14 protein-coding genes and 2 tRNA genes are annotated in these 23,478 nt (G+C 47.1%); 10 read left to right on the top strand and 6 right to left on the bottom strand.

The window, feature by feature from the left end; genetic code table 11:
• Positions 1 to 64 precede the first annotated feature (64 nt).
• Complete coding sequence (locus ACUALS_RS11635) at positions 65 to 2,104, bottom strand: EAL domain-containing protein (protein WP_039483618.1); 2,040 nt, start codon at positions 2,102 to 2,104, stop codon at positions 65 to 67.
• 197 nt (positions 2,105 to 2,301) lie between these two features.
• Here ACUALS_RS11635 and ubiT point away from each other — a divergent pair, with 197 nt between their 5' ends.
• From ubiT to truB, 10 genes are all read left to right on the top strand, one after another.
• A complete protein-coding gene (gene ubiT / locus ACUALS_RS11630) occupies positions 2,302 to 2,829 on the top strand; it encodes a ubiquinone anaerobic biosynthesis accessory factor UbiT (RefSeq protein ID WP_005472920.1) in 528 nt (175 codons plus the stop codon).
• A complete protein-coding gene (locus tag ACUALS_RS11625; protein ID WP_038139737.1) occupies positions 2,813 to 3,316 on the top strand; it encodes a GNAT family N-acetyltransferase in 504 nt (167 codons plus the stop codon). Before ubiT ends, ACUALS_RS11625 begins: the two co-directional genes overlap by 17 nt.
• Positions 3,317 to 3,595: 279 nt before the next feature.
• Entirely contained in the window at positions 3,596 to 3,928 is a 333-nt protein-coding gene (gene secG / locus ACUALS_RS11620) for a preprotein translocase subunit SecG (RefSeq protein ID WP_005472784.1), read from the top strand.
• A gap of 31 nt (positions 3,929 to 3,959) precedes the next feature.
• Positions 3,960 to 4,043: transfer RNA gene (locus ACUALS_RS11615), tRNA-Leu, on the top strand.
• 56 nt (positions 4,044 to 4,099) lie between these two features.
• Positions 4,100 to 4,176 (top strand) — tRNA-Met (locus ACUALS_RS11610).
• A gap of 211 nt (positions 4,177 to 4,387) precedes the next feature.
• On the top strand, positions 4,388 to 4,843 hold the full coding sequence (gene rimP, locus ACUALS_RS11605; protein ID WP_005472901.1) for a ribosome maturation factor RimP: 456 nt from the start codon (positions 4,388 to 4,390) through the stop codon (positions 4,841 to 4,843).
• Positions 4,844 to 4,867: 24 nt separating this feature from the next.
• Positions 4,868 to 6,355, top strand: coding sequence for a transcription termination factor NusA (gene nusA / locus ACUALS_RS11600; protein ID WP_005472880.1), 1,488 nt, complete (start codon positions 4,868 to 4,870; stop codon positions 6,353 to 6,355).
• Between the two features lie 22 nt (positions 6,356 to 6,377).
• Positions 6,378 to 9,065 carry a translation initiation factor IF-2 gene (infB, locus tag ACUALS_RS11595; protein ID WP_038139736.1) on the top strand — a complete coding sequence of 896 codons (2,688 nt, stop codon included), beginning with the start codon at positions 6,378 to 6,380 and terminating at the stop codon, positions 9,063 to 9,065.
• A gap of 114 nt (positions 9,066 to 9,179) precedes the next feature.
• On the top strand, positions 9,180 to 9,587 hold the full coding sequence (gene rbfA, locus ACUALS_RS11590; protein ID WP_038139735.1) for a 30S ribosome-binding factor RbfA: 408 nt from the start codon (positions 9,180 to 9,182) through the stop codon (positions 9,585 to 9,587).
• Positions 9,587 to 10,537 carry a tRNA pseudouridine(55) synthase TruB gene (truB, locus tag ACUALS_RS11585; RefSeq protein WP_005472787.1) on the top strand — a complete coding sequence of 317 codons (951 nt, stop codon included), beginning with the start codon at positions 9,587 to 9,589 and terminating at the stop codon, positions 10,535 to 10,537. Before rbfA ends, truB begins: the two co-directional genes overlap by 1 nt.
• A gap of 64 nt (positions 10,538 to 10,601) precedes the next feature.
• On the opposite strand, the gene ACUALS_RS11580 is transcribed toward truB, so the two are convergent.
• From ACUALS_RS11580 to gltB (ACUALS_RS11560), 5 genes are all read right to left on the bottom strand, one after another.
• Positions 10,602 to 11,030, bottom strand: coding sequence for a DUF1499 domain-containing protein (locus tag ACUALS_RS11580; RefSeq protein ID WP_038139734.1), 429 nt, complete (start codon positions 11,028 to 11,030; stop codon positions 10,602 to 10,604).
• Positions 11,031 to 11,134: 104 nt separating this feature from the next.
• Positions 11,135 to 12,547, bottom strand: a complete 1,413-nt coding sequence (locus tag ACUALS_RS11575) for an FAD-dependent oxidoreductase (protein ID WP_038215710.1) — start codon at positions 12,545 to 12,547, stop codon at positions 11,135 to 11,137.
• Positions 12,548 to 12,567: 20 nt separating this feature from the next.
• Positions 12,568 to 17,031, bottom strand: a complete 4,464-nt coding sequence (gltB, locus tag ACUALS_RS11570; protein ID WP_454448400.1) for a glutamate synthase large subunit — start codon at positions 17,029 to 17,031, stop codon at positions 12,568 to 12,570.
• Positions 17,032 to 17,460: 429 nt separating this feature from the next.
• Positions 17,461 to 18,930 carry a glutamate synthase subunit beta gene (locus tag ACUALS_RS11565; RefSeq protein WP_005472921.1) on the bottom strand — a complete coding sequence of 490 codons (1,470 nt, stop codon included), beginning with the start codon at positions 18,928 to 18,930 and terminating at the stop codon, positions 17,461 to 17,463.
• Complete coding sequence (gene gltB / locus ACUALS_RS11560) at positions 18,930 to 23,477, bottom strand: glutamate synthase large subunit (RefSeq protein ID WP_038215706.1); 4,548 nt, start codon at positions 23,475 to 23,477, stop codon at positions 18,930 to 18,932. The genes ACUALS_RS11565 and gltB (ACUALS_RS11560) overlap by 1 nt, the downstream gene beginning before the upstream one ends.
• Between the last annotated feature and the right edge of the window lies 1 nt (position 23,478).

Raw genomic sequence — 23,478 nt, 5'->3', positions numbered from 1 at the left:
ATGAATAGCAAATTTGATGTAAGGCAGGTTTGAGTGAGTTTCTCACCCAATTACTCACTTGGAGTTAGTTTTTGTGGCGGCGATTTTGAGCAAATAGCTCTTCTACTTCTTGTTTTGGTTGCGGTCGATGGAAATGGAAGCCTTGAATTGAGTTACAGTTCAAATTGGATAACAACGTCGCTTGCTGTTGAGTCTCTACCCCTTCAGCAACCACGGTTAAATTGAGTGACTTACCGAGGTTAATGATGTTTTCGATAACGGTGACTTGCTTCGGTAAGGTATCAATATCGGTGATAAAGGCGCGGTCTATTTTGAGCTCATCAAGTGGGAAACGTGCCAAATAAGAGAGAGACGAGTAACCCGTTCCAAAGTCATCAATCGATAGAGAAAACCCGAGTTTTTTGATGGCATTGAGCATTTGTAGTGTATGGTCACTGTCACTCATCACGGCACTTTCGGTGAGCTCAAAGGTAATGCAACTTGGATCTAGCTCTGTCGTTCGCAGCAGCTTTTCCATGTAGTCGATCAATTTCGGGTTACCAAATTGCTCCGGAGAGAGGTTAATTGCCACACGCCCTGGCAGAATACCTTGGAGTTTCCAACGTTTCACGGTACTGAACACGTCACGCATGACAACGCGTCCTAAGTGCTCGATCAGGCCAGCGCGCTCTGCCACAGGAATAAACGCCGCTGGGCTAATGTAGCCTTCCACTGGATGCTTCCAGCGAATTAGAGCTTCTGCGCCGTTAATGCTGAAGTCCCGCGCATTTACTTTGGGTTGATACCAAACTTCCAAACCGTTCTGCTGCAACGCTTTTTGTAGCTCTATTTCCAGCCAAAGGCGCATGCGTGCTTCTTTGTTCATTTGATCATTGAATTTGATCAATCGGTTACGACCACGATCTTTGGCTTCGTACATCGCCGTATCTGCATTTTGCAACAAAATTCGAGCATCGTTGCCATCGCCAGGGTACGCCACACTACCGATAGAGCAAGCGAGGCGTTTACTAAAGTGGTGGAGATCAAACGGTTGATTTATCAATGAAATGATGCGCTCTGACAGCATTTCTGCCATACGATTGTTTTCTGGCTCAGGAAGAATCAAGCCAAACTCGTCGCCTCCTAAATGCCCTAAAACCGCTTGCTGGGGTAAGAGGCGCTTAAGACGAGAAGAGACCTCTTTGATCACTTTGTCGCCAATATGATGACCCAAAGAGTCGTTAATATTCTTAAAGTTATCAATGTCCAGGTAGAGCATTATTAACGGGGTATCGTTTTGAATCAATTGCTCCAGTCGCTTAGTAAAGCCAAAACGGTTATATAGCCCTGTTAAAGAGTCAATGTGTGCGTCTTCTTGCCCCGCGTTTGATAACAGCTTGGGTGCGGCCTCGGCATCTTGAATTAATACCAGTTGCGAATTACTACCTAGAAGTGTGGTGGAGTCTGCATTGAGCTGGACTCGACGCTCGAAACCACATCGTGGCCCCGTCAAGCACATTAATGGTGCTTCACCCAGAGTCGAACTAAGGTTGTCAGAAAAAACGGTTTTGGTTTTTTCGTCAACAAATAGCCTTGAAAACGTCTCTCCAAGCAAATTACTTGTAGATTCAAAGCCTAACAGGCGAATGGCTGCTGGGTTGGCGGAAATAATGCAGTCGTCTTCAACAAGTAACAAACCATCAGGAAGTAGGGAAGTCAGCGTCGAAAACTTGCCTTCAGACTCTTCAAGTGAACGAATCAGAATGTGTTTTTCTGATGTATCGATGGCGTGAAAAATAACATGTTCAACACCGTTTTCAGCTTTAATTGGGGAGAGGCTAAAATGCAGGCTGGTTTCTAAATCATTTCCGCCGAGGGTAATTTCAGCTTCTAGCGCTTCGCCACTGAATGTTCTTTCGTAGTACGGTTTGAGGAGTTCGTAAAATTGCTCGCCTAAGATTTGCGAGTCGTTCATTCCTACCAGTTCTTGAGGGCTGAGGCCTGCGATATCACAATAGCGTCCGTTAACCAATGCATAGTTATGCTGGTTATCTAGAATGGCGAAAAAAAACGGACTGTTATCCGTAATTTTCGTGAACCAATGCTGAAGTTGTTGCGATAGCATCAAGCTGTTACCGATATTCCCTAAGAGCGGTGGATCCATTAGGTTAGTGGATGGGTCGACTCTATTAATATAACTGGCATTGAAGTGATATTAAAGAGTTAGCTGTTAACGCTGATTCTTTGACAAATAACAGGAATCTAGATTTGCACATCCACTATGATGGGCTATTCAAGTAAACAAGTTAACGGATAACTCGCGTGATTAACAAGATTCGCACCCAACTAGTTCAAAACGCCGCATCAATTTTGCGATCTCCAGTCCACTTATTGCCGCAATCTGTACAAAAAAAAGCCTTATTAGAAGGGCTTAAAACTGTTTTCAAAGAAGCATTGGAAGATGGCGACTTCGAGTTTCTAGAAGATAAGTGGTTGAAAGTCGAAGTGAAGGATATGCAGTTAAGCTGGTATATCAGCTATGAGAATGAACGCCTTGTTGTGGCTGATAAGCCAGTCCAAGAGGACGTTGCGTTTTGCGGTAATCTGAACGACTTGGTGTTAATCGCAGGTCGCAAAGAAGATCCGGATACCCTGTTTTTCCAGCGTCGTTTGTCAATTGAAGGCGATACTGAGTTGGGTTTAGAAGTAAAGAACCTGATGGACAGTGTCGATTTAGAATCTTTACCAAAACCGTTACAAAGTTTACTAAATCAACTAGCCGACTTTGTGCAGAAAGGCTTACAATCGCCGTCGACACAAAGTGAGGTAGTAAATGCTTATTCGAACTGAAGCACCGGCTGACATCTTAGCCGTAGACCGATTATTAAAATCTGCATTCGATACCGAAGCAGAAGCGAACCTAGTGATGAAACTCCGTGAGAACGGTCGCCGTTCGTTATCTCTTGTAGCGTCAACAGATGAAGGGGAAGTGGTCGGTTACCTATTGTTTAGCCCTGTCACTTTAAATGGTGAGGATTTTAACTGGCAAGGTTTGGCACCTTTAGCGGTAAAAGAAGAGTTCCGAGGCCAAGGCATTGCGGCACAGCTTATTGAAGAAGGTTTCGCCTCTCTATTTGAACTCGGCTACCCTGCTTGCGTCGTACTTGGTGACCCAGCTTATTACTCGCGTTTTGGCTTTGTCTCGGCAGAGCAGCATAATATGCATTGTAAGTGGGAGGTGCCTGCTGGTGCATTTCAGGTAAAAACGCTTGCCGAGGATGAGTTTTCTGGACGAAGCGGTCTAGTTGAGTACAGCTCAGAGTTCGATACTCTCTAGTTTTCTATCAAGCCTCTGTAAATTAAGAGTGTGTTACCCAAGCAATAGAGAGGCTAAAGTACCGCCTAGATTGACAAAAAAGTCGCAGTTTGCCCTTTTTTTGACCGTTTGAAGCGTCTAGTGTGTTTTTTTGCAAATTATCTCTTGTCAGCGCCATAGCGTTTCGCTAGTATTGCTCGGCCTTCGGAAAGGAGGTCGCTAGCCTTGTTCTAAAACCGTATTGTAAAGTAAAGTTTTCGAGCGGCGCTGGCTCAACAATTTGGAACATAGGTGGAAATAATGTTTACAGTTCTACTTGTGATTTACCTGTTGGCAGCGGTTGGTGTAATCGGCCTAGTGTTGATTCAACAAGGTAAAGGCGCAGATATGGGAGCCTCATTCGGTGCAGGCGCATCAAACACAGTGTTTGGCGCAAGCGGCTCAGGTAATTTCCTAACCCGAATGACTGCAATTTTTGCAACAGTATTTTTTATCCTTAGCTTGGTACTTGGTAATATGTCTACACATAAGACTGAGTCACAATGGGTTGACCCGACACAAGGTCAAATCATTCAACAAGCTGACGATGCGAGTGAAATTCCCGCTCCACAGGGCGATGAAATTCCTCAATAAGCTACTTTCTAGCTTTTAGATAGATTTAGCTGCCGAGATGGTGAAATTGGTAGACACGCTAGCATGAGGTGCTAGTGCCTTAGGTGTGAGGGTTCGAGTCCCTCTCTCGGCACCATTGATTTACAAACTTGTAAAACACCTTGGAGAGCGTATAATGCTCGACAAGTCGGACGCGGGGTGGAGCAGCTTGGTAGCTCGTCGGGCTCATAACCCGAAGGTCGTCGGTTCAAATCCGGCCCCCGCAACCAAATTCTTAAGTGGAATTTAGGCAAGTTTGCGCAGTAGTAATACTGCGAGTTAGACGGCATAGATATCGTTTAACTATCAGGGTCCAGCAACAAAAAACCCCGACTTTTCGGGGTTTTTTGTTATCTAAATTTTCCCAATGGGAAAATTTGGTGTTTTGCTTGGAATTTAAATTGGGCTCTGAGCCCTTTTTTTGTTTCTGGAGTGGTTTAAATGACTGGTTTAGAAAGACAACTTACTGAAATGCTTGAAGCTCCAGTAGCGGCATCAGGTTATGAGTTAGTTGGATTAGAATTTATTCGCGCAGGCGAGCATTCAACGTTGCGAATCTTCATCGATCACGAGAACGGCATTAACGTCGAAGATTGTGCTGAAGTGAGTCGTCAAGTTAGTGCAGTTATGGACGTTGAAGATCCAATCACGGTGGCTTACAACCTTGAAGTGTCTTCTCCCGGTTTAGAAAGACCACTTTTCAAAGCAGCTCACTATGAACAATTTATTGGTCACGAGGTCAGCATCGTTTTGAAAATGGCTGTTGGCAACCGTCGTAAGTGGAAGGGTGTAATCCATTCTGTCGATGGTGAGACAATCTCCGTTACTGTTGATGGTAACGAAGAAGAGTTTGCGCTTAGCAACATCTCAAAAGCTAACCTCATCCCTAAATTTTAATTAAAGTCTTAGAGGCTATTTAAAATGAGTAAAGAAATTTTAGCGGTAGTAGAAGCGGTATCGAACGAAAAAGCCGTACCTCGTGAACGTATCTTTGAAGCCCTAGAAATTGCTCTTGCGACATCTACAAAAAAGAAGCACGAAATCGAGATCGATGTACGTGTTGAAATCGACCGTAAAACGGGTGAGTTCGAAACGTTCCGCCGTTGGTTGGTAGTAGAAGAAGTTGAGAACCCAACAAAGGAAATCTCACTGGAAGCTGCTCAATACGAAGATGCAGAAATCCAATTGGGTGACTTTGTTGAAGATGATATCGAGTCAGTGACATTTGACCGCATCACAACTCAAACTGCTAAGCAAGTAATCGTACAAAAAGTACGTGAAGCAGAGCGCGCACAAATCGTAGAGCAGTTCATCGACAATGAAGGTGAGCTAGTGACAGGCGTGGTTAAGAAAGTAAACCGTGAGACGGTTGTTCTTGATCTAGGCAACAACGCTGAAGCGGTTATCCTACGTGACGACCAACTTCCTCGCGAAAACTTCCGTCCAGGCGACCGTGTTCGCGGTCTTCTTTACAAAGTGGCGCCAGAAGCACGTGGTTTCCAGCTGTTCATCACTCGCTCTAAGCCAGAGATGCTTGCAGAACTATTCCGCGTTGAAGTTCCAGAAATTGCTGAAGAAATCATCGAACTTAAGGGCGCGGCACGTGATCCTGGTTCTCGTGCGAAAATCGCAGTTAAAACGAATGACAAGCGTATCGACCCTGTTGGTGCGTGTGTTGGTATGCGTGGTGCACGTGTACAAGCGGTTTCTGGTGAACTCGGCGGTGAGCGTATTGATATCGTGCTTTGGGATGATAACCCAGCGCAATTTGTTATCAATGCAATGGCGCCTGCGGATGTGGCTTCTATCATCGTTGATGAAGACGCGCACTCAATGGACATCGCAGTTGAAGCGGACAACCTAGCGCAAGCTATCGGTCGTAACGGCCAAAACGTACGTTTGGCCTCTCAACTAACTGGTTGGGAACTAAACGTAATGACAGTTGCGGATCTTCAGAAGAAACACGCTGAAGAATCTCAAGCTGCAATTGATGCTTTCATGAAGCACCTAGACATCGAAGAAGACTTTGCTCAACTGCTTGTTGAAGAAGGCTTCTCTACTCTAGAAGAAGTAGCTTACGTTCCTGTAAATGAGCTACTAGAAGTTGACGGTCTTGATGAAGACCTAGTCGAAGAACTACGTAATCGTGCGAAGAATGCTCTAACGACTCTAGCTCTTGCTCAAGAAGAATCTTTCGAAGGTGTTGAGCCTGCAGAAGATCTACTTGGTCTAGAAGGTCTAGAGCGTGAAATGGCATTTAAACTGGCTGCTAAAGGTGTTGCAACACTAGAAGATCTAGCAGACCAAGGTATCGATGACCTAGAAGGTATCGAAGGCCTAACTGAAGAACGTGCGGGTGAGCTAATCATGGCCGCTCGTAACATCTGTTGGTTCGGCGAAGACGCATAATATTCAGCAAGGAGGAAGCGGCATGACACAAATTACTGTTAAGGCACTGAGTGAAGAAATTGGAACTCCAGTGGACCGCTTAATTGAACAACTTGCTGACGCTGGTATGAAGAAAGCGAGTAGTGATCAAGTTTCTGACGAAGAAAAGCAGAAACTTTTGACTCACCTTAAGAAAGAGCACGGTGACACCTCTGGTGAAACTGAGCCTACTCGCTTAACACTACAGCGTAAGACTCGCAGCACATTGAGCGTTAATGCCGGTGGCGGTAAGAGTAAGGATGTTCAAGTAGAAGTGCGTAAAAAGCGCACTTACGTGAAGCGCAGCACTATCGAAGACGAAGCAAAACGTGAGGCTGAGGAAGCAGCCAAACGTGAAGCCGAAGAGCTTGCGAAACGTGAAGCTGAAGAGCAAGCGAAACGTGAAGCTGCAGAGAAAGCACAACGCGAGGCCGAAGAGAAAGCGAAGCGAGAAGCGGACGCAAAACGTGAAGCTGAAGAGAAGGCCAAACGCGCACAAGCTGATAAGGCTAAGAAAGACATGAATGCAAAGAACGCGGAAGCGAACACGCAAGCGAAGCAAGAAGCTGATGAACTAAAACGTCGTCAGGAAGAAGAAGCGAAGCGTAAAGCTGAACAAGAAGCTGCGAAGCTTGTTGAAGAAGCTCGAAAACTAGCGGAAGAGAACGAAGCTCGCTGGACTGAAGAAGAGAAGAAGAAGAAAGAGTTGGAAAACTCTGACTACCATGTAACAACTTCTTCTTACGCTCGTGAAGCTGAAGACGCGGCTGACCGCCGTGAAGAAGGTGGCCGTCGTAAGAAGAAGAAAAAAGCTTCTAACAACGACGAACAAGCTCGCGGTGGCCGTAACCAGCGCGGTGGCAAAGGCCGCAATAAAGGAAAACTGGCTAAGCCTGCTTCAATGCAGCAAGGTTTCGATAAGACAGCGACAGTAGCGAAAGCGGATGTTGTTATCGGTGAAACCATTGTTGTTTCTGAGCTTGCAAGCAAAATGTCTGTTAAAGCTACAGAAGTTATCAAAGTGATGATGAAGATGGGCGCAATGGCGACTATCAACCAAGTGATTGACCAAGAAACAGCACAGCTAGTGGCTGAAGAAATGGGTCACAAGGTTATCATTCGTAAAGAGAACGAACTAGAAGAAGCGGTACTGTCAGATCGTGACAACAACGCTGAAGCAGTTCCTCGTGCTCCTGTTGTAACTATCATGGGTCACGTTGACCATGGTAAAACGTCTACCCTTGACTACATCCGTAAAGCACACGTTGCTTCAGGTGAAGCGGGCGGTATCACGCAGCACATCGGTGCATACCACGTTGAAACAGACAACGGCATGATTACCTTCCTTGATACTCCTGGACACGCGGCGTTTACAGCAATGCGTGCACGTGGTGCTCAAGCGACAGATATCGTTGTTCTAGTAGTAGCAGCAGACGATGGCGTAATGCCACAAACAATCGAAGCGATCCAGCACGCGAAAGCGGCAGGCGTTCCTCTGATTGTTGCTGTGAACAAGATCGATAAAGAAGACGCGAACCCAGATAACGTTAAGAACGAGCTAGCTCAGTACGACGTTATTCCTGAGGAGTGGGGCGGTGAGAACATGTTCGTTCACATCTCTGCGAAACAGGGTACAAACATCGACGGTCTTCTAGAGACTATCCTTCTACAATCTGAAGTTCTAGAACTGACAGCGGTTGAAGAAGGCATGGCGTCTGGTGTTGTTGTTGAATCTCGCCTAGATAAAGGTCGTGGTCCAGTTGCAACAGTACTTGTTCAGTCAGGTACTCTAAACAAAGGCGACATCGTTCTTTGTGGTCAAGAGTACGGCCGTGTTCGTGCGATGCGCGATGAAAACGGTCAAGAAGTGACATCTGCTGGCCCTTCAATTCCTGTAGAGATCCTAGGTCTTTCTGGTGTACCAGCATCTGGTGATGAAGCGACAGTGGTACGTGATGAGCGTAAAGCACGTGAAGTAGCGAACTACCGCCAAGGTAAATTCCGTGAAGTGAAACTGGCTCGTCAGCAGAAAGCGAAACTTGAAAACATGTTCTCTAACATGGCTGCGGGTGAAGTTGCAGAGCTTAACGTGGTTCTTAAAGCTGACGTACAGGGTTCTGTCGAAGCGATCTCTGACTCACTAGTTAAGCTTTCAACTGATGAAGTGAAAGTGAACATCGTAGGTTCTGGTGTTGGTGGTATTACAGAAACTGATGCAGTACTTGCAGCAGCGTCTAACGCTATCATCCTTGGCTTTAACGTTCGTGCTGATGCAACTGCACGTCGTACAGTTGAGAACGAAAACCTAGACCTACGTTACTACTCAATCATTTACCAATTGATTGATGAAGTTAAACAAGCAATGGGCGGTATGCTAGCTCCAGAATTCAAGCAAGAGATCATTGGTCTTGCTGAAGTTCGTGACGTATTTAAGTCACCTAAGCTGGGCGCAATCGCAGGTTGTATGGTTACTGAAGGCACCATCAAGCGTAGCAATCCAATCCGCGTACTACGCGATAACGTTGTTATCTATGAAGGTGAACTAGAGTCACTTCGTCGCTTTAAAGATGATGTTCAAGAAGTTAAGAACGGCTACGAATGTGGTATCGGCGTTAAGAACTACAATGATGTTCGCGTTGGTGACCAAATCGAAGTATTCGAAATCGTAGAAGTTAAACGTACTCTTGATTAATTGACTAACATTACTGGCTTACTCCTTGATGAATAAGTAGTAATTGGTTGTTGAATACGCCATGGGGGGCTGGAATTAATCCATCCCCCCATTCTTTCTAATAAGAGAAAAGATATGTCAAAAGAATTTAGCCGTACGCAGCGCGTTTCTCAGCAGCTGCAAAAAGAACTCGCGATGATCCTACAGCGTGAAGTTCGTGATTCTCGCCTAGGCATGGTGACAATTTCTGATGTAGAAGTGTCACGTGACCTTGCATATGCAAAAGTGTTTGTTACTTTCCTATGTGTGGGTGAGCAAACGCCTGAGTCTTGCCTTGAAGCGCTTCGCGAGCATGAAGCTCACATCCGCATGATGCTTGGCAAACGCATTCGTCTACGCCTAACACCAGAAGTTCGTTTTCACTACGACAACACCTTGGTTGAAGGTATGCGTATGTCGAACCTAGTTTCAGAAGTCGTGAGCGAAGATAAGCGTAAGCAGCAAGAATCTGGTCGCGAAGACGATCAAGCAGGGGAAGAGTAATGGCTCGTCGGCGTAAAGGTCGTCCAATTAATGGCGTTGTTCTTCTGGACAAGCCAACAGGCATTTCATCTAATGATGCGCTGCAAAAAGTAAAACGCATTTACTTTGCAGAGAAAGCAGGTCATACCGGTGCTCTGGATCCCCTAGCGACAGGTATGCTGCCAATCTGTCTTGGTGAAGCAACCAAGTTCTCTCAGTTCCTATTGGACTCTGATAAGCGTTATCGAGTGATCGCTAAGCTGGGTGAGCGGACCGACACCTCTGATTCTGATGGTGAAGTGGTTGAAACGCGCCCGGTGGATGTGAACCTTGAAAAGCTGGAAGCGTGTATTGATAAGTTCCGAGGTGAGTCTGATCAAGTACCTTCAATGTTTTCAGCGTTGAAGTATCAGGGTAAGCCGCTGTATGAGTATGCGCGAAAAGGCATCGAAGTACCGCGTGAATCACGCAAAATCACGGTGTACGAAATCGTACTGCATCGCTTTGAAGGCGATGAAGTCGAGATGGAGGTGCACTGCTCGAAAGGCACTTACATCCGCACTATCGTTGATGACCTTGGCGAGATGCTTGGCTGTGGTGCTCACGTGACAATGCTTCGTCGTACTGGAGTTGCAAAATACCCTTACGAGAAAATGGTGACGCTTGAGCAACTCAATGAGTTACTTGAGCAAGCACATCGCGATGAAGTCGCGCCAAAAGAGCTACTAGATCCGCTGCTATTACCAATGGATACTGCGGTTGAAGATTTACCTGAGGTAAACCTAAACGCTGAGCTAACCAACCTTGTTCAGCATGGTATGCCGGTGCAAGTGTTTGGTGCACCAGAAGGGACACCCCTGCGTATGACTTCCGGTGAAGAGAAACTGTTCATTGGCGTTGCTGAAGTGAATGACGATGGCAAGGTGGCTCCTAAGCGTCTTGTTGTTTTTCGCGAAGAAGCTGAGCAGTAATCTGCTTTCCAACTAAGAAAAACCGAAGCCCAGTGCTTCGGTTTTTTGTTTTTGAATCCTATGATTATTGGATCAGTTTTTCCGCTTTTAGGAGTTCTCTTAGCTGCTCAGCACGTTTACGGTTGACGCCAAAGTCTGAATATCCAACGCGAGATTCAGATCGAACGAGCAGTCTATCGCCTTCGATTCTTAACTCTAAATCATCGACAAAGCGCATGATCTTAGAAGTGCACTCGATTCGTAGATAGTTGTCTTGTTTTACGGCAGTTTTTGCGCCCGAGAGTCGTAGTGCAGCAGCTTCGATTGAGTCTATGCTAGCGTTGCTTGTAATAACAAATGGCGACAGCTGATACTTTTCGCGATTGTCTTGCGTCGACACGCAGTTAGGTTTATCACCACAAGGTGAGGCAGTGCGATCCGTCATGGTTTGAACTCCTTGGCTACAGGCGGTTAAACCCAACATAGCAATGGAAAGGAGAGCGGCTTTCTTCATGTTGAATTCCTACTTTTTTATTTTGAGCTAATTATATGTAGAGAAAGAAAAAAGGATCCAGCAATTGGACCCTTTTGTGATATTGATAGAGCTTTGTGAGTTTCTTAAACCTCTAAGAAGTCCAAGATTCCCTCTGCGGCTTTACGGCCTTCATCGATAGCTGTCACGACGAGATCAGAGCCGCGAACGGCATCGCCACCGGCAAAGATCTTTTTGTTGCTCGTTTGGAACATAAACTCTTGATCGGATGGTGCTTTGATTCGCCCCCATTGATCAAGATCTACGCCGTAGGGTTCTAACCAACTCATTTGATGAGGTTGGAAGCCAAATGCCATGATGACAGCATCTGCTTCAAGAACGTGTTCGCTCCCTTCTACTGGCTGCGGACGACGACGTCCCGCTTCATCAGGCTCACCTAATGCCGTTTTCACCACTTTCACGCCTGACACCTTACCTGAACTATCTAGTTCAAGACCAAGAGGTTGAAGGTTGAACATGAAGTTAACCCCTTCCTCTTTGGCATTTTTTACTTCACGGCGTGAGCCCGGCATATTGGCTTCGTCACGGCGATAAGCACAGATGACATGGTCAGCATTTTGACGAATAGAAGTACGAACACAGTCCATAGCGGTATCACCACCACCAAGCACTACGACTTTCTTACCTTTCATATCAATGAATGGCTTGTCGTCCTCTAAATCCATCACTTTATAGGTATTGGAAATGAGGAAAGGAAGCGCGTCGTAGACACCCGGCGCATCTTCGTTTTCGAGGCCAGCGCGCATATTCTTATAGGTTCCAACGCCAAGGAAGACCGCATCGTAGTCATCGATGAGTTGCTGCATTTGGATATCTTGACCGACTTCAGTATTAAGGCGGAACTCGACACCCATTTCGGAAAAGACTTTACGGCGGTTTTCCATCACCCCTTTTTCGAGCTTGAATGATGGAATGCCAAACGTGAGTAGGCCACCGATCTCTGGATAGCGATCAAATACCACGGGCTTAACGCCATTGCGGACAAGGATATCAGCAGCTGCTAACCCAGCAGGACCCGCTCCAATGATCGCGACCTTTTTATCCGTCCATTCAACCTTCGACATGTCTGGTTTCCAGCCCATCTCGAATGCTTTATCGGTAATGTACTTTTCGATATTACCGATCGTGACAGCGCCAAAGTCGTCGTTAAGCGTACAAGAGCCCTCACACAGTCGGTCTTGCGGACAGACTCGTCCGCAGACTTCAGGTAGGCTGTTGGTTTGGTGAGAAAGCTCTGCCGCTTCGATGATTCGACCTTCATTGGCTAGCTTTAACCATTGAGGGATATAGTTGTGAACTGGGCATTTCCATTCACAGTAAGGGTTACCACAATCTAAACAGCGATCCGCTTGGGCCGTTGCTTGTTGTTTGGTAAAAGGTTCGTAGATTTCAACAAACTCTATTTTACGAATCTTAATTGGCTTTTTCGCAGGGTCGACGCGTTGAACATCAATAAATTGGTATACGTTCTGGCTCATGATCTATACATCCTCCATGATTATTGGGCTTGAACGCGCAATTCTGCAGCGCTGCGACTTTGGTGGCCAAGGAGCGTATTTAAATCCGCTGACTTTGGTTTCACCAGGTAGAACTTTGGAATCCATTCATCAAAGTTCGCCAGAATGTCTTCAGCATGCGCTGAGCCGGTTTCTTCTAGGTGTTCGGCGATTAGACCACGTAGATGCTCTTGGTGAATATTGAGATCTGATAATGCGACTGCTTCGACAGACTCTTCGTTGACACGGCCTTGGAAGTCATCATTCTTATCCAATACGTAAGCGAAACCACCAGTCATGCCTGCACCAAAGTTAACCCCTGTTGCACCAAGTATCGCAACAATACCACCGGTCATGTACTCACACGCGTTATCGCCAGCGCCTTCAATTACGGCAATCGTGCCTGAGTTACGTACACCGAAACGCTCACCAGCGGTACCTGCGGCAAATAACTTACCTCCGGTTGCACCGTATAGACAGGTGTTACCAATGATGGTCGCTTCATTACATTTAAACGCCGTGCCTTGGTGTGGCTTGATGACGATCTTGCCACCAGCCATACCTTTACCGACGTAGTCGTTTGCGTCGCCAGTTAGATAAAGCTCAACGCCTCCGGCATTCCATACACCGAAAGATTGGCCTGCGGTGCCATCAAGGTGGAGCTTAATTGGTTTGGCAGCCATGCCTTGGTTGCCATAACGCTTGGCAATTTCACCAGATAGGCGAGCGCCAATTGAACGGTCGGTATTGATGACGTTATAGAAGAAGTCTGCGGATTGCTTCGCTTCTACAGCGGCTAGCGCGTCTTCAATAATCTGTTGGTTGAGCTCTGCTTTATCAAACGGTGCATTCGGCTCCGTCCAGTAAACAGGGTGGCCTTGCGGAGACACTGGTGCTTCCAAGATATTTGAAAGGTCCAGTTTACTCTGTTTGGCAGTCATCCCTTCTACCGCTTCTAGTAGATCGGTACGGCCAATCAGATCAGTGAGCTTTTCTACGCCCAGTTCAGCAAGGAGTTCGCGCACTTCATCAGCAAGGCCGATAAAGTAGTTCATCACCATTTCAGGTAGGCCTTTGAAGTATTCTCTACGTAGAGTGTCATCTTGGGTTGCAACACCGGTCGCACAGTTATTTAGGTGACAGATACGTAAGAACTTACAGCCCATTGCCACCATGGGTGCCGTACCAAAGCCAAAGCTTTCAGCACCCAGAATAGCGGCTTTGACAACATCAAGACCAGTTTTTAGACCACCATCGACTTGCAAGCGAATCTTATGACGTAGGCCATTGGCGACCAGTGCTTGTTGAGTTTCCGCTAGGCCGAGTTCCCAAGGACTACCCGCATATTTAACTGAGGTGAGCGGACTGGCCGCGGTACCACCGTCATAGCCAGAGATGGTGATAAGGTCGGCATAAGCTTTGGCTACACCTGTTGCGATAGTACCGACGCCTGGCTCAGAGACCAGTTTTACCGAAATTAGAGCTTTCGGGTTGACCTGCTTCAGATCGAAGATCAGCTGGGCCAAGTCTTCAATTGAGTAAATATCGTGGTGTGGTGGCGGCGAAATTAGTGTCACGCCTTGCACTGAGTATCGAAGTTTAGCGATTTCTGCTGTTACTTTATGGCCCGGTAGCTGGCCACCTTCACCTGGTTTTGCACCTTGTGCCACTTTAATTTGCAGCACATCGGCATTGGTTAGGTAGTGTGGCGTAACACCAAAGCGGCCAGAAGCAATCTGCTTAATACGTGAGTTACGCTCGGTGCCGAAACGACGAGGGTCTTCACCACCTTCACCTGAGTTCGAGTAGCCACCTAAACGGTTCATCGCCGTAGCCAATGCTTCATGTGCCTCTGGGCTGAGTGCACCAATCGACATTGCCGCCGAGTCGAAACGCTTAAACAATTCTGTGCTCGGCTCAATCTTCTCAAGTGGAAGAGGAGAGGCAGCCTTTTTCAGTTGCATTAAGTCCCGCAGCATCGCAGTAGGGCGTTCATTGACCTGCTTAGCAAAGCTCTTATAGTCTGATGATTCACCGGATTTTACTGCTTGTTGCAGTGTACCGACGACGTCTGGGTTGTAGGCATGGTACTCGCCACCGTGCACATACTTAAGTAAACCGCCATGCTCGATAGGCTTGCGTTTTGCCCATGCTTTGCGTGACAGGTTATAGATGTCTTGCTCAAAGTCTTCGAAGTTGGCGCCTTGAATGCGTGTTGTGACACCTTTGAAGCAGAGGTCAACAACGTCTTGGCTTAGGCCGACTGCTTCGAATAGTTGCGAGCATCGGTAAGAGGCTACCGTCGAAATGCCCATTTTCGACATGATTTTGAACAGACCTTTATTGATACCGTATTGGTAGTTCTGCATCACCTCTCGGTAGCTTTTATCAATTGCGCCATCGTCGATCACTTTGCCAAGTGCTTCATAAGCAAGGTACGGGTAGACTGCCGTAGCACCAAACCCTAGTAGAACCGCAAATTGGTGAGGATCTCGGACAGTGCCTGTTTCGGCGATGATGTTTGCATCACAGCGCAAGTTTGCATCAATTAGGCGACTTTGTACCGCGCCCACTGCCATCGCTGCCGGAATGGGGAGCAAGCCTTTGGTCAAGTTTCTGTCCGAGAGTATGACAAGTACGGTTCCATCTTTGACGGCGTCAACGGCTTGCTCACACAGATCTTGGATCGCTTTTTCTAACCCTTTTTCTTCCGGATCGTAATTGATATCAATTGTGGTACTGCGGTAGTACTCGTCATTGAGCTCAAGCAGTTGCTGCATATCAGAGTAGAGTAGAACGGGTGAACCAAAGGTAACTCGGTGAGCGTGACCATCGGTTTCACAGAAGACATTCATCTCTTGGCCGATACTGGTTGCAAGCGACATTACATGCTTTTCACGCAGTGGGTCGATTGGCGGGTTAGTGACCTGAGCAAACTTTTGGCGGAAATAATCAGTGATCAAACGCTCTTTTGAAGAGAGTACGGCCATTGGCGTATCATCCCCCATTGAACCTACCGCTTCTTGGCCCATATCACCTAGAACACGTAGCACTTGATCAACTTCTTCATTGCTCATTGCAAACTGTTTTTGATACGTTTTCAGTTGGTCGTCATCGAAGCTACGCTCGCCAACTTGATCATCCGGCAAATCGGAAAATGGGGTGAGTTTATGGACATTGTTTTCCATCCATTCTCGATATGGGTGGCGACCTTTTAAATCGTTATCAATTTCGCTCGATTGCCACAGTTTACCGCGGCGAGTATCGACAACGAGTAGTTCCCCAGGACCTACGCGGCCTTTTTCGGCAACTTCATCTGGCGCGTAATCCCAAATACCCACCTCAGAAGCGAGAGTAATTAACTTGTCTTTGGTAATCACATAGCGAGCAGGACGCAGACCGTTACGGTCTAGGTTACACGCTGCGTAGCGACCATCAGATAGAACAATCCCAGCAGGGCCGTCCCACGGTTCCATATGTTTGGAGTTAAAGTCGTAGAAGGCGCGCAGATCTGGGTCCATATCTGGGTGATTTTGCCATGCTGGCGGAACCAACATTCGCATTGCGCGGAAGATATCCATGCCGCCAGCCAAGAACAGATCCAGCATATTATCTAAGCTGGAAGAGTCCGAACCTGTTTCATTCACAAATGGCGCTGCTGTTTGTAAGTCTGGTAGTAGCGGTGAAGAAAACTTGTATGCGCGTGCACGGGCCCATTGGCGGTTGCCCTCGATGGTGTTGATCTCTCCGTTGTGCGCCAGATAACGGAATGGCTGAGCGAGAGGCCAACGTGGCTGAGTGTTTGTTGAAAAACGCTGGTGGAACAAACAGATCGCTGACTCCATACGAAGATCGGCTAGATCTAAGTAGAAGCGCGGAAGGTCGGCGGGCATACATAAGCCTTTGTAGACCATGACTTGGGTCGACAAACTACAAATATAGAAGTCACTATCATCTGTGATCTGTTTTTCAATACGTCGACGGGCAATATAAAGGCGGCGCTCGATATCTCGCTCGCGCCAGCCCGCTGGAGCCGAGATAAAGACTTGCTGAATGTTTGGCAGTGAATCTGCGGCAATTGGGCCTAATACTGCTGAGTTGGTTGGGACTTCTCGCCAACCTGCAACTGTAAGGGTTTCACGGGCAAGTTCTTGGTTTATAACATCTTTGGCTAATTGAGCTTTAGCCGAATCTTGGTTGAAGAAAATCATACCTACGGCATATTGTTTGCCAAGGTTAAAGCCACTTTCTTTCGCGATTAAACGTAGGTAAGAGTCCGGCTTTTGTAGCAATAGGCCACAGCCATCACCGGTTTTACCATCTGCGGCAATACCGCCGCGGTGAGTCATTCGGTCTAGTGCTGAAATCGCGGTACGCACCAATTTATGGCTTGGTTCACCTTCCATGTGTGCAATCAAGCCAAATCCGCAGTTGTCTTTCTCAAGACTTGGATCATATAGAGCCATTGCAATTCTCCCTTTGCTTCACCTGTCTTCCCGACAGAACTACCAACATTTAAAGGGTTGGTATATATGACTAACTATGCGTTCTAATTGTTATATATCGAATAGATATGCGTTAAATGCCTATAGAGTATTTAACAAAAGTTGAGGAATTCATTTTCATCGACTTCACAACGTATAGGTTATTATGAAAAAGGTCAAGTTCCTGGTGGAAAATCATGTCAATGTGCGATTTACCACGTAATACGCTGTAATTATCTATATAATTCAGGAGGTTAAGGTTTTAATTGTTACAATTTTGCAACAAGATCTGTTTGGGGAAAATAAAAAAGACCAGCACAATGTACTGGTCAAATCATAAAGTTTGGAAGGAATGATTGTTTAATTAAGACCACCTAGCATCTACTAAAACGCGTCACTAGGTGGTTTTACTTATGCTGATAGCATCAGCGAGTTGGCTTTTGCCTCTAAATTAGAGTTGCCCATGAGGTAGTTGTCGATCGCAATGGCACACTCACGGCCTTCGTTGATACAGCGTACGACCAAGGATTGACCCGTCCGCATATCACCTGCTGCAAAGACACCTTTTTGGTTAGTTGCGAAACCATCAGTCGCCACATTACCACGCTCATCAAGTTTGATATCTAGCTGAGCAAGGACACCGGTTGGCTCAGGGTGCAAAAAGCCCATTGCTAGAAATGCCATATCACAAGGAATGACACGTTCGCTGCCTTCAACTTCTTTGAAGCTTGGACGCTCACCTGGTTTTGCATCTTCCCATACGATGTCAGCAAGACGCAGACCTGTCACTTCACCTTTGTCGTTACCGATGAACTCTTTGGTCAGAATGTTCCAATGACGATCGACACCTTCTTCGTGCGAAGTTGATGTGCGCAGAATCATCGGGTACTGAGGCCAAGGCATATTTGCAGGGCGCTTCTCTGGTGGAATCGGCATGATTTCTACTTGAGTTACGCTTGCTGCCTTGTGGCGGTTTGATGTACCCACACAGTCAGAACCCGTATCGCCACCACCGATAACCACAACATGTTTACCTTTAGCATGAATCTCTTCAGTTTTAAGGTCCATGTTGTTTGCGCGGCGGTTATTTTGACCTAGGAATTCCATTGCGAAGTGAACGCCTTTTAGCTCACGTCCTGGTACAGGAAGGTCACGTGGAACCGTTGAGCCGCCAGTCAGAAGTACCACATCAAACTCTTGGCGTAGTTGCTGAGCATTTACATCCACACCGATGTGTTGATTCACTTTGAACTCAACACCCGCTTCAGCCATCAGGTTGATCTTACGATCAATTACGTCCATACCCAGTTTGAAGTCAGGAATACCGAAACGCAGTAGACCACCGACCTTTTCGTCACGTTCAAACACAGTCACAGAGTGACCAGCGCTGTTTAGCTGCTCAGCAGCTGCCAGACCTGCCGGGCCGCTGCCGATGATTGCAACCGTTTTACCTGTGCGAGAGCGAGGTGTTTTAGGTTTTGCGTACCCTTCACGGTACGCAGTTTCGACAATCGTTTTCTCGATGTTACAGATAGTGATTGGGTCTTGGTTGATACCTAGCACACACGCACTTTCACATGGAGCAGGACAAACGCGACCTGTGAACTCTGGGAAGTTGTTGGTTGAACTTAAGATGTTCCACGCTTCTTCCCAACTGTCACGGTAAACCGCGTCGTTGAACTCAGGAATGATGTTACCAATCGGACAACCGTTGTGACAGAAAGGTACGCCACAGTCCATACAACGAGAAGCCTGAGTATTGATCTTGTCACCAAACTCTTCGTTCAGAACGAATTCTTTGTTGTTTTCAATACGAACGGATGGATCGATCTTCTGAGGAAGCTCGCGACCATGTTCTAAAAATCCAGTAGGCTTACCCATTATACTGCCTCCACTTGTTCCGTTTGTGCTTGCTCTGCTTCTGCCTTACGCTTTTGAAGTACCGCTTTGTAGTCACGCGGCATAACCTTAACCATAGAGGCTAAGCTTGCTTCAAAATTGTCTAGGAAAGACTTAGCGACTTCACTTCCTGTGAATTCAACTTGCTTGGTTAGCATCTCTTTCAGTAGTTCACGATCTTCTGCTTCGATTGGATCGAGGTCGACCAGTTCAGGGTTGAGCTTGGTTTCAAAGTCACCAGACTTGTCCCAAACATACGCCACACCGCCACTCATACCCGCCGCAAAGTTACGACCTGTTGAGCCAAGGATTACGGCAACACCACCTGTCATGTATTCACAACCGTGGTCACCCACACCCTCTACAACGACTTTCGCACCCGAGTTACGTACACAGAAACGTTCACCCGCCATGCCACGAATGTAAGATTCACCTGACGTTGCACCGTAGAAACACACGTTACCAACGACGATGTTATCTTCAGCAACAATGGTTGATTTCGCATCTGGGTAAAGCACTAGCGTACCGCCAGACAGACCTTTACCCCAGTAGTCGTTAGCGTCACCTTCGACTTCGAACTTCACGCCCTTAGCAAGGAAAGCACCGAATGATTGGCCAGCAGAACCTGTGAACTTGACGTTCATTGGCTGAGGCAGACCTTGGTCTTTGTAAACCTTAGAAATTTCGTTCGATAGCATGGTACCCGCAGAGCGGTCGGTGTTGATGATTGGGAACTCAGCGTTGACTGCTTCACCTTTCTCAAGTGCTGGGATAGCCGCTTGAATCAACTTACGGTCGAGAACGTCTTCTAGGTTATGGTTTTGCTCTGTCTGGTTGTAAACGCCATCGTCTTCACGAGCCTGTTCAATATGAAGGACAGGAGACAGATCGAGGTTCTTGTATTTCCAGTGTTTGATGTCTTCACGAACTTTCAGTTTGTGAGACTGACCTACCATCTCATCGATAGTGCGGTAACCTAGCTCAGCCATCACTTCACGTAGACCTTCAGCCATGTACTGGAAGAAAGTAACAACGTCTTCTACGCGGCCATCGAAGCGCTCACGTAGCGTCTTATTCTGCGTTGCGATACCAACAGGACAGGTGTTCTTATGACACTTACGCATCATGATACAGCCTTCAACAACCAATGCAGCTGTTGCCACGCCCCACTCTTCAGCGCCAAGTAGTGTTGCCACAGCGAGGTCGCGAGGGGTTTTCATCTGACCATCAGATTGAACGACGATACGGTTACGTAGACCATTCTTTAGAAGCGTTTGGTGCGTTTCCGCTAGACCTAGCTCCCAAGGTAGACCTGTGTGACGGATAGACGACATTGGTGATGCACCTGTACCGCCGTCGAAACCAGCGATTAGCACAACGTCAGCTTTTGCTTTCGCAACACCAGAGGCGATCGTACCTACGCCAGCTTCCGATACTAGCTTGACGTTGACACGGCCAGCGCGGTTAGCGTTCTTCAAGTCGTAGATTAGCTGAGCCAAATCTTCGATTGAGTAGATATCGTGGTGTGGTGGTGGCGAGATTAGACCTACGCCCGGAGTCGAGTGACGCGTTGCACCGATCCAGTCATCAACCTTATCTCCTGGTAGCTGACCACCTTCACCTGGTTTCGCACCTTGAGCCATCTTGATTTGTAGCTCGTCTGCGTTAGTTAGGTAGTAAGACGTCACACCAAAGCGGCCTGAAGCAACCTGTTTGATCGCAGAGCGTTCCCAATCACCGTTTTCTTTACGCTCGAAACGCGTTGGGTCTTCACCACCCTCACCAGAGTTCGATTTCGCGCCAATGCGGTTCATCGCAACGGCTAGTGTTGAGTGCGCTTCGTAAGAGATAGAACCGAATGACATTGCACCTGTTGCGAAACGCTTAAGGATGTTTTCGATTGGTTCTACTTCTTCTAGCGGGATGGAACCTGCTGGGTTCTTAACAAAGTCTAGCTGGCTACGTAGCGTTGCTGCGTTATCACCTTGGTCATCAACCGCTTTCGCGTACTGTTTGAACTGAGCATAGTCTTTGTTGCGCGTCGACTGTTGTAGTAGTGAGATAGTTTCAGGGTTAAACAGGTGTTTTTCACCACGCTGTTTCCACTGGTAAACACCACCCACATCCAGTACTTGAACTGGAATTTCACGAGTTGGGAAACCAATGCGGTGACGTACGAGAACTTCCTTCGCGATGTCATCAATGGTTAGACCTTGGATACGTGAAACGGTACCCGTGAAGTATTTGTCGACTACAGACTTGCTGATACCTAGCGCTTCAAAGATCTGTGCACCGTGGTAAGACTGTAGGGTTGAAATCCCCATCTTCGAGAAGATCTTCAGAAGACCGCCATTGATAGCCTTGCGGTAATTCTCGAACAGGTCACGAATATTGGTTTCAGGATCAAGCTTCTTAGTGCGCTGCAGTTCAACCATAGTTTCGATAACTAGGTATGGGTTGACTGCGTTTGCGCCGTAACCGATTAGGGTTGCAAAATGGTGCGTCTCACGAGCATCACCGGTCTCTACCACGATGTCACACTTGGCACGTAGACCCTTACGGATTAGGTGGTGGTGAACTGCGCCAACCGCCAACATTGCTGGGATAGCGGCGTGGTTAGAGTTAACTGCACGGTCAGTCAGTAGGATGATTGAGTAACCATCGATCACTGCGTCTTCGGCATACTGGCAGATACGCTTAAGGGCACGTTCTAGTTTGCCTTCGTCTTCGCTTGCTTGGAATACGATGTCTAGCGTCTTCGCTTGCAGGTGTTCGTTATCGATAGCACGCAGTTTCTCAAGCTCAGAGTTAGAAAGAACCGGCGACTCAAGCTCTACTTTTTGACAGTGTTCTGGAGACTCAGCAAGAAGGTTCTGATCCTTACCTAGGTAAGTGTTCAGCGACATAACCATACGCTCACGAATCGGGTCGATTGGCGGGTTGGTTACCTGAGCAAACAGCTGCTTAAAGTAGTTTGATAGATGTTGTGACTGGTGCGAAAGAATCGCTAGCGGCCAGTCGGCACCCATTGCAGAAAGTGGTTCTTTGCCGTCTTTTGCCATAGGTACAATGATTTCGTTCACTTCTTCCGAGCTGACACCGAATGCCTGCTGCTTGTGCAGTAGCTTCTCTGGTGAAGGCTGGCTGAATTCGTTACTCGCATCTGGCAGTTTATTCAGGCTTAGTAGGTTTTCTTCAACCCACTTCTCGTATGGCTGCGCTGATGCAATGCCATCTTTCACTTCCTCATCAGAAATGATGCGGCCTTGCTCTAGGTCAGCTACGAAGATACGACCTGGTTGCAGACGACCACGGAACTCAACGTTTTCTGGCTCGATCTCAACAACACCAGACTCTGAAGCCATTACTAGGAAGTCATCTTTGGTCACAGTGTAGCGAGAAGGGCGCAGACCGTTACGGTCAAGAGTGGCGCCTACTTGAACACCGTCAGTGAAACATACCGATGCTGGACCATCCCAAGGTTCCATTACGTTCGCATGGTATTGGTAGAACGCACGACGAGTTGGGTCCATGTTTTTGTTTTCTTGCCATGCTTCAGGGATCATCATCATCAACGCATGTGGCAGGCTACGACCAGATAGAACTAGGAGCTCTAGCGCCATGTCGAAGTTAGATGAATCAGATGCGCCTTCCTGACAGATAGGCAGTAGCATGTCGATCTCTGCTTGAGTAAACAAGTCAGATTCGATGATTGCTTCACGGGCTTTCATCCAGTTCAGGTTACCGCGAACTGTGTTGATTTCACCGTTGTGCGCAATGTAACGGAAAGGCTGAGCTAGACGCCAGCGTGGGAATGTATTGGTAGAGAAACGAGAGTGAACTAGCGCAAGCGCACTCACCATCGTTGGATTCTGTAGATCTAAGAAGTATTGAGGTACTTGCTCAGTAGTTAGCTGACCTTTGTACACTACTGTCTTGTAAGACATTGAGTTGATGTAGAAGTCATCGCCAATGTTAGAGACACTTTCTAGACATACGCGAACGGTGTAGTTACGTAAGACATACAGTTTACGCTCTAATTCTTCCGGTGTAATACCAGGACCACCAGAAACAAACACGTGCTCAAACTGAGGCTCAGTGCTCAGTGGATCGGCACCAATCATCGAGTTGTCGGTTGGTAGAACACGGTAGCCAATAACGTCTAGTTCAAGACGCTGGGCATTGCGTTCTAAAATATCGCGACACTGTGCACGCTTGTGTTCATCTTTAGGGAAAAGTACAACACCAACACCGTACTTCTCAAAAGAAGGCAGCTTAATACCAAGCTTGACCGCTTCTTCTAAGAGAAATTCGTGAGGTTTTTGTAGCAAAATACCAGCACCGTCACCCGAGCATGGGTCACAACCTTGGCCGCCACGGTGTTCCATTCGTGCAAGCATATCAAGTGCTTGAGTAACTACTGCGTGTGATTTGCGGTTTTTTAGGTGAGCAACAAAACCGATACCACAAGCGTCATGCTCCAGCTCTGGAGTATAAAGACCTTGTGATCTTTGCTCTCTATCTACCATG

Source organism: Vibrio sp. NH-7 (assembly GCF_053643215.1).
This window is presented reverse-complemented; position numbering and strand designations above follow the sequence as displayed.

Coding starts and splice junctions, on each gene's coding strand:
- ACUALS_RS11635 (WP_039483618.1), bottom strand. CDS start 2,104: ATGCTATCGCAACAACTTCAGCATTGGTTCACGAAAATTACGGATAAC.
- ACUALS_RS11625 (WP_038139737.1), top strand. CDS start 2,813: ATGCTTATTCGAACTGAAGCACCGGCTGACATCTTAGCCGTAGACCGA.
- secG (WP_005472784.1), top strand. CDS start 3,596: ATGTTTACAGTTCTACTTGTGATTTACCTGTTGGCAGCGGTTGGTGTA.
- rimP (WP_005472901.1), top strand. CDS start 4,388: ATGACTGGTTTAGAAAGACAACTTACTGAAATGCTTGAAGCTCCAGTA.
- nusA (WP_005472880.1), top strand. CDS start 4,868: ATGAGTAAAGAAATTTTAGCGGTAGTAGAAGCGGTATCGAACGAAAAA.
- infB (WP_038139736.1), top strand. CDS start 6,378: ATGACACAAATTACTGTTAAGGCACTGAGTGAAGAAATTGGAACTCCA.
- rbfA (WP_038139735.1), top strand. CDS start 9,180: ATGTCAAAAGAATTTAGCCGTACGCAGCGCGTTTCTCAGCAGCTGCAA.
- truB (WP_005472787.1), top strand. CDS start 9,587: ATGGCTCGTCGGCGTAAAGGTCGTCCAATTAATGGCGTTGTTCTTCTG.
- ACUALS_RS11580 (WP_038139734.1), bottom strand. CDS start 11,030: ATGAAGAAAGCCGCTCTCCTTTCCATTGCTATGTTGGGTTTAACCGCC.
- ACUALS_RS11575 (WP_038215710.1), bottom strand. CDS start 12,547: ATGAGCCAGAACGTATACCAATTTATTGATGTTCAACGCGTCGACCCT.
- gltB (WP_454448400.1), bottom strand. CDS start 17,031: ATGGCTCTATATGATCCAAGTCTTGAGAAAGACAACTGCGGATTTGGC.
- ACUALS_RS11565 (WP_005472921.1), bottom strand. CDS start 18,930: ATGGGTAAGCCTACTGGATTTTTAGAACATGGTCGCGAGCTTCCTCAG.
- gltB (WP_038215706.1), bottom strand. CDS start 23,477: ATGGTAGATAGAGAGCAAAGATCACAAGGTCTTTATACTCCAGAGCTG.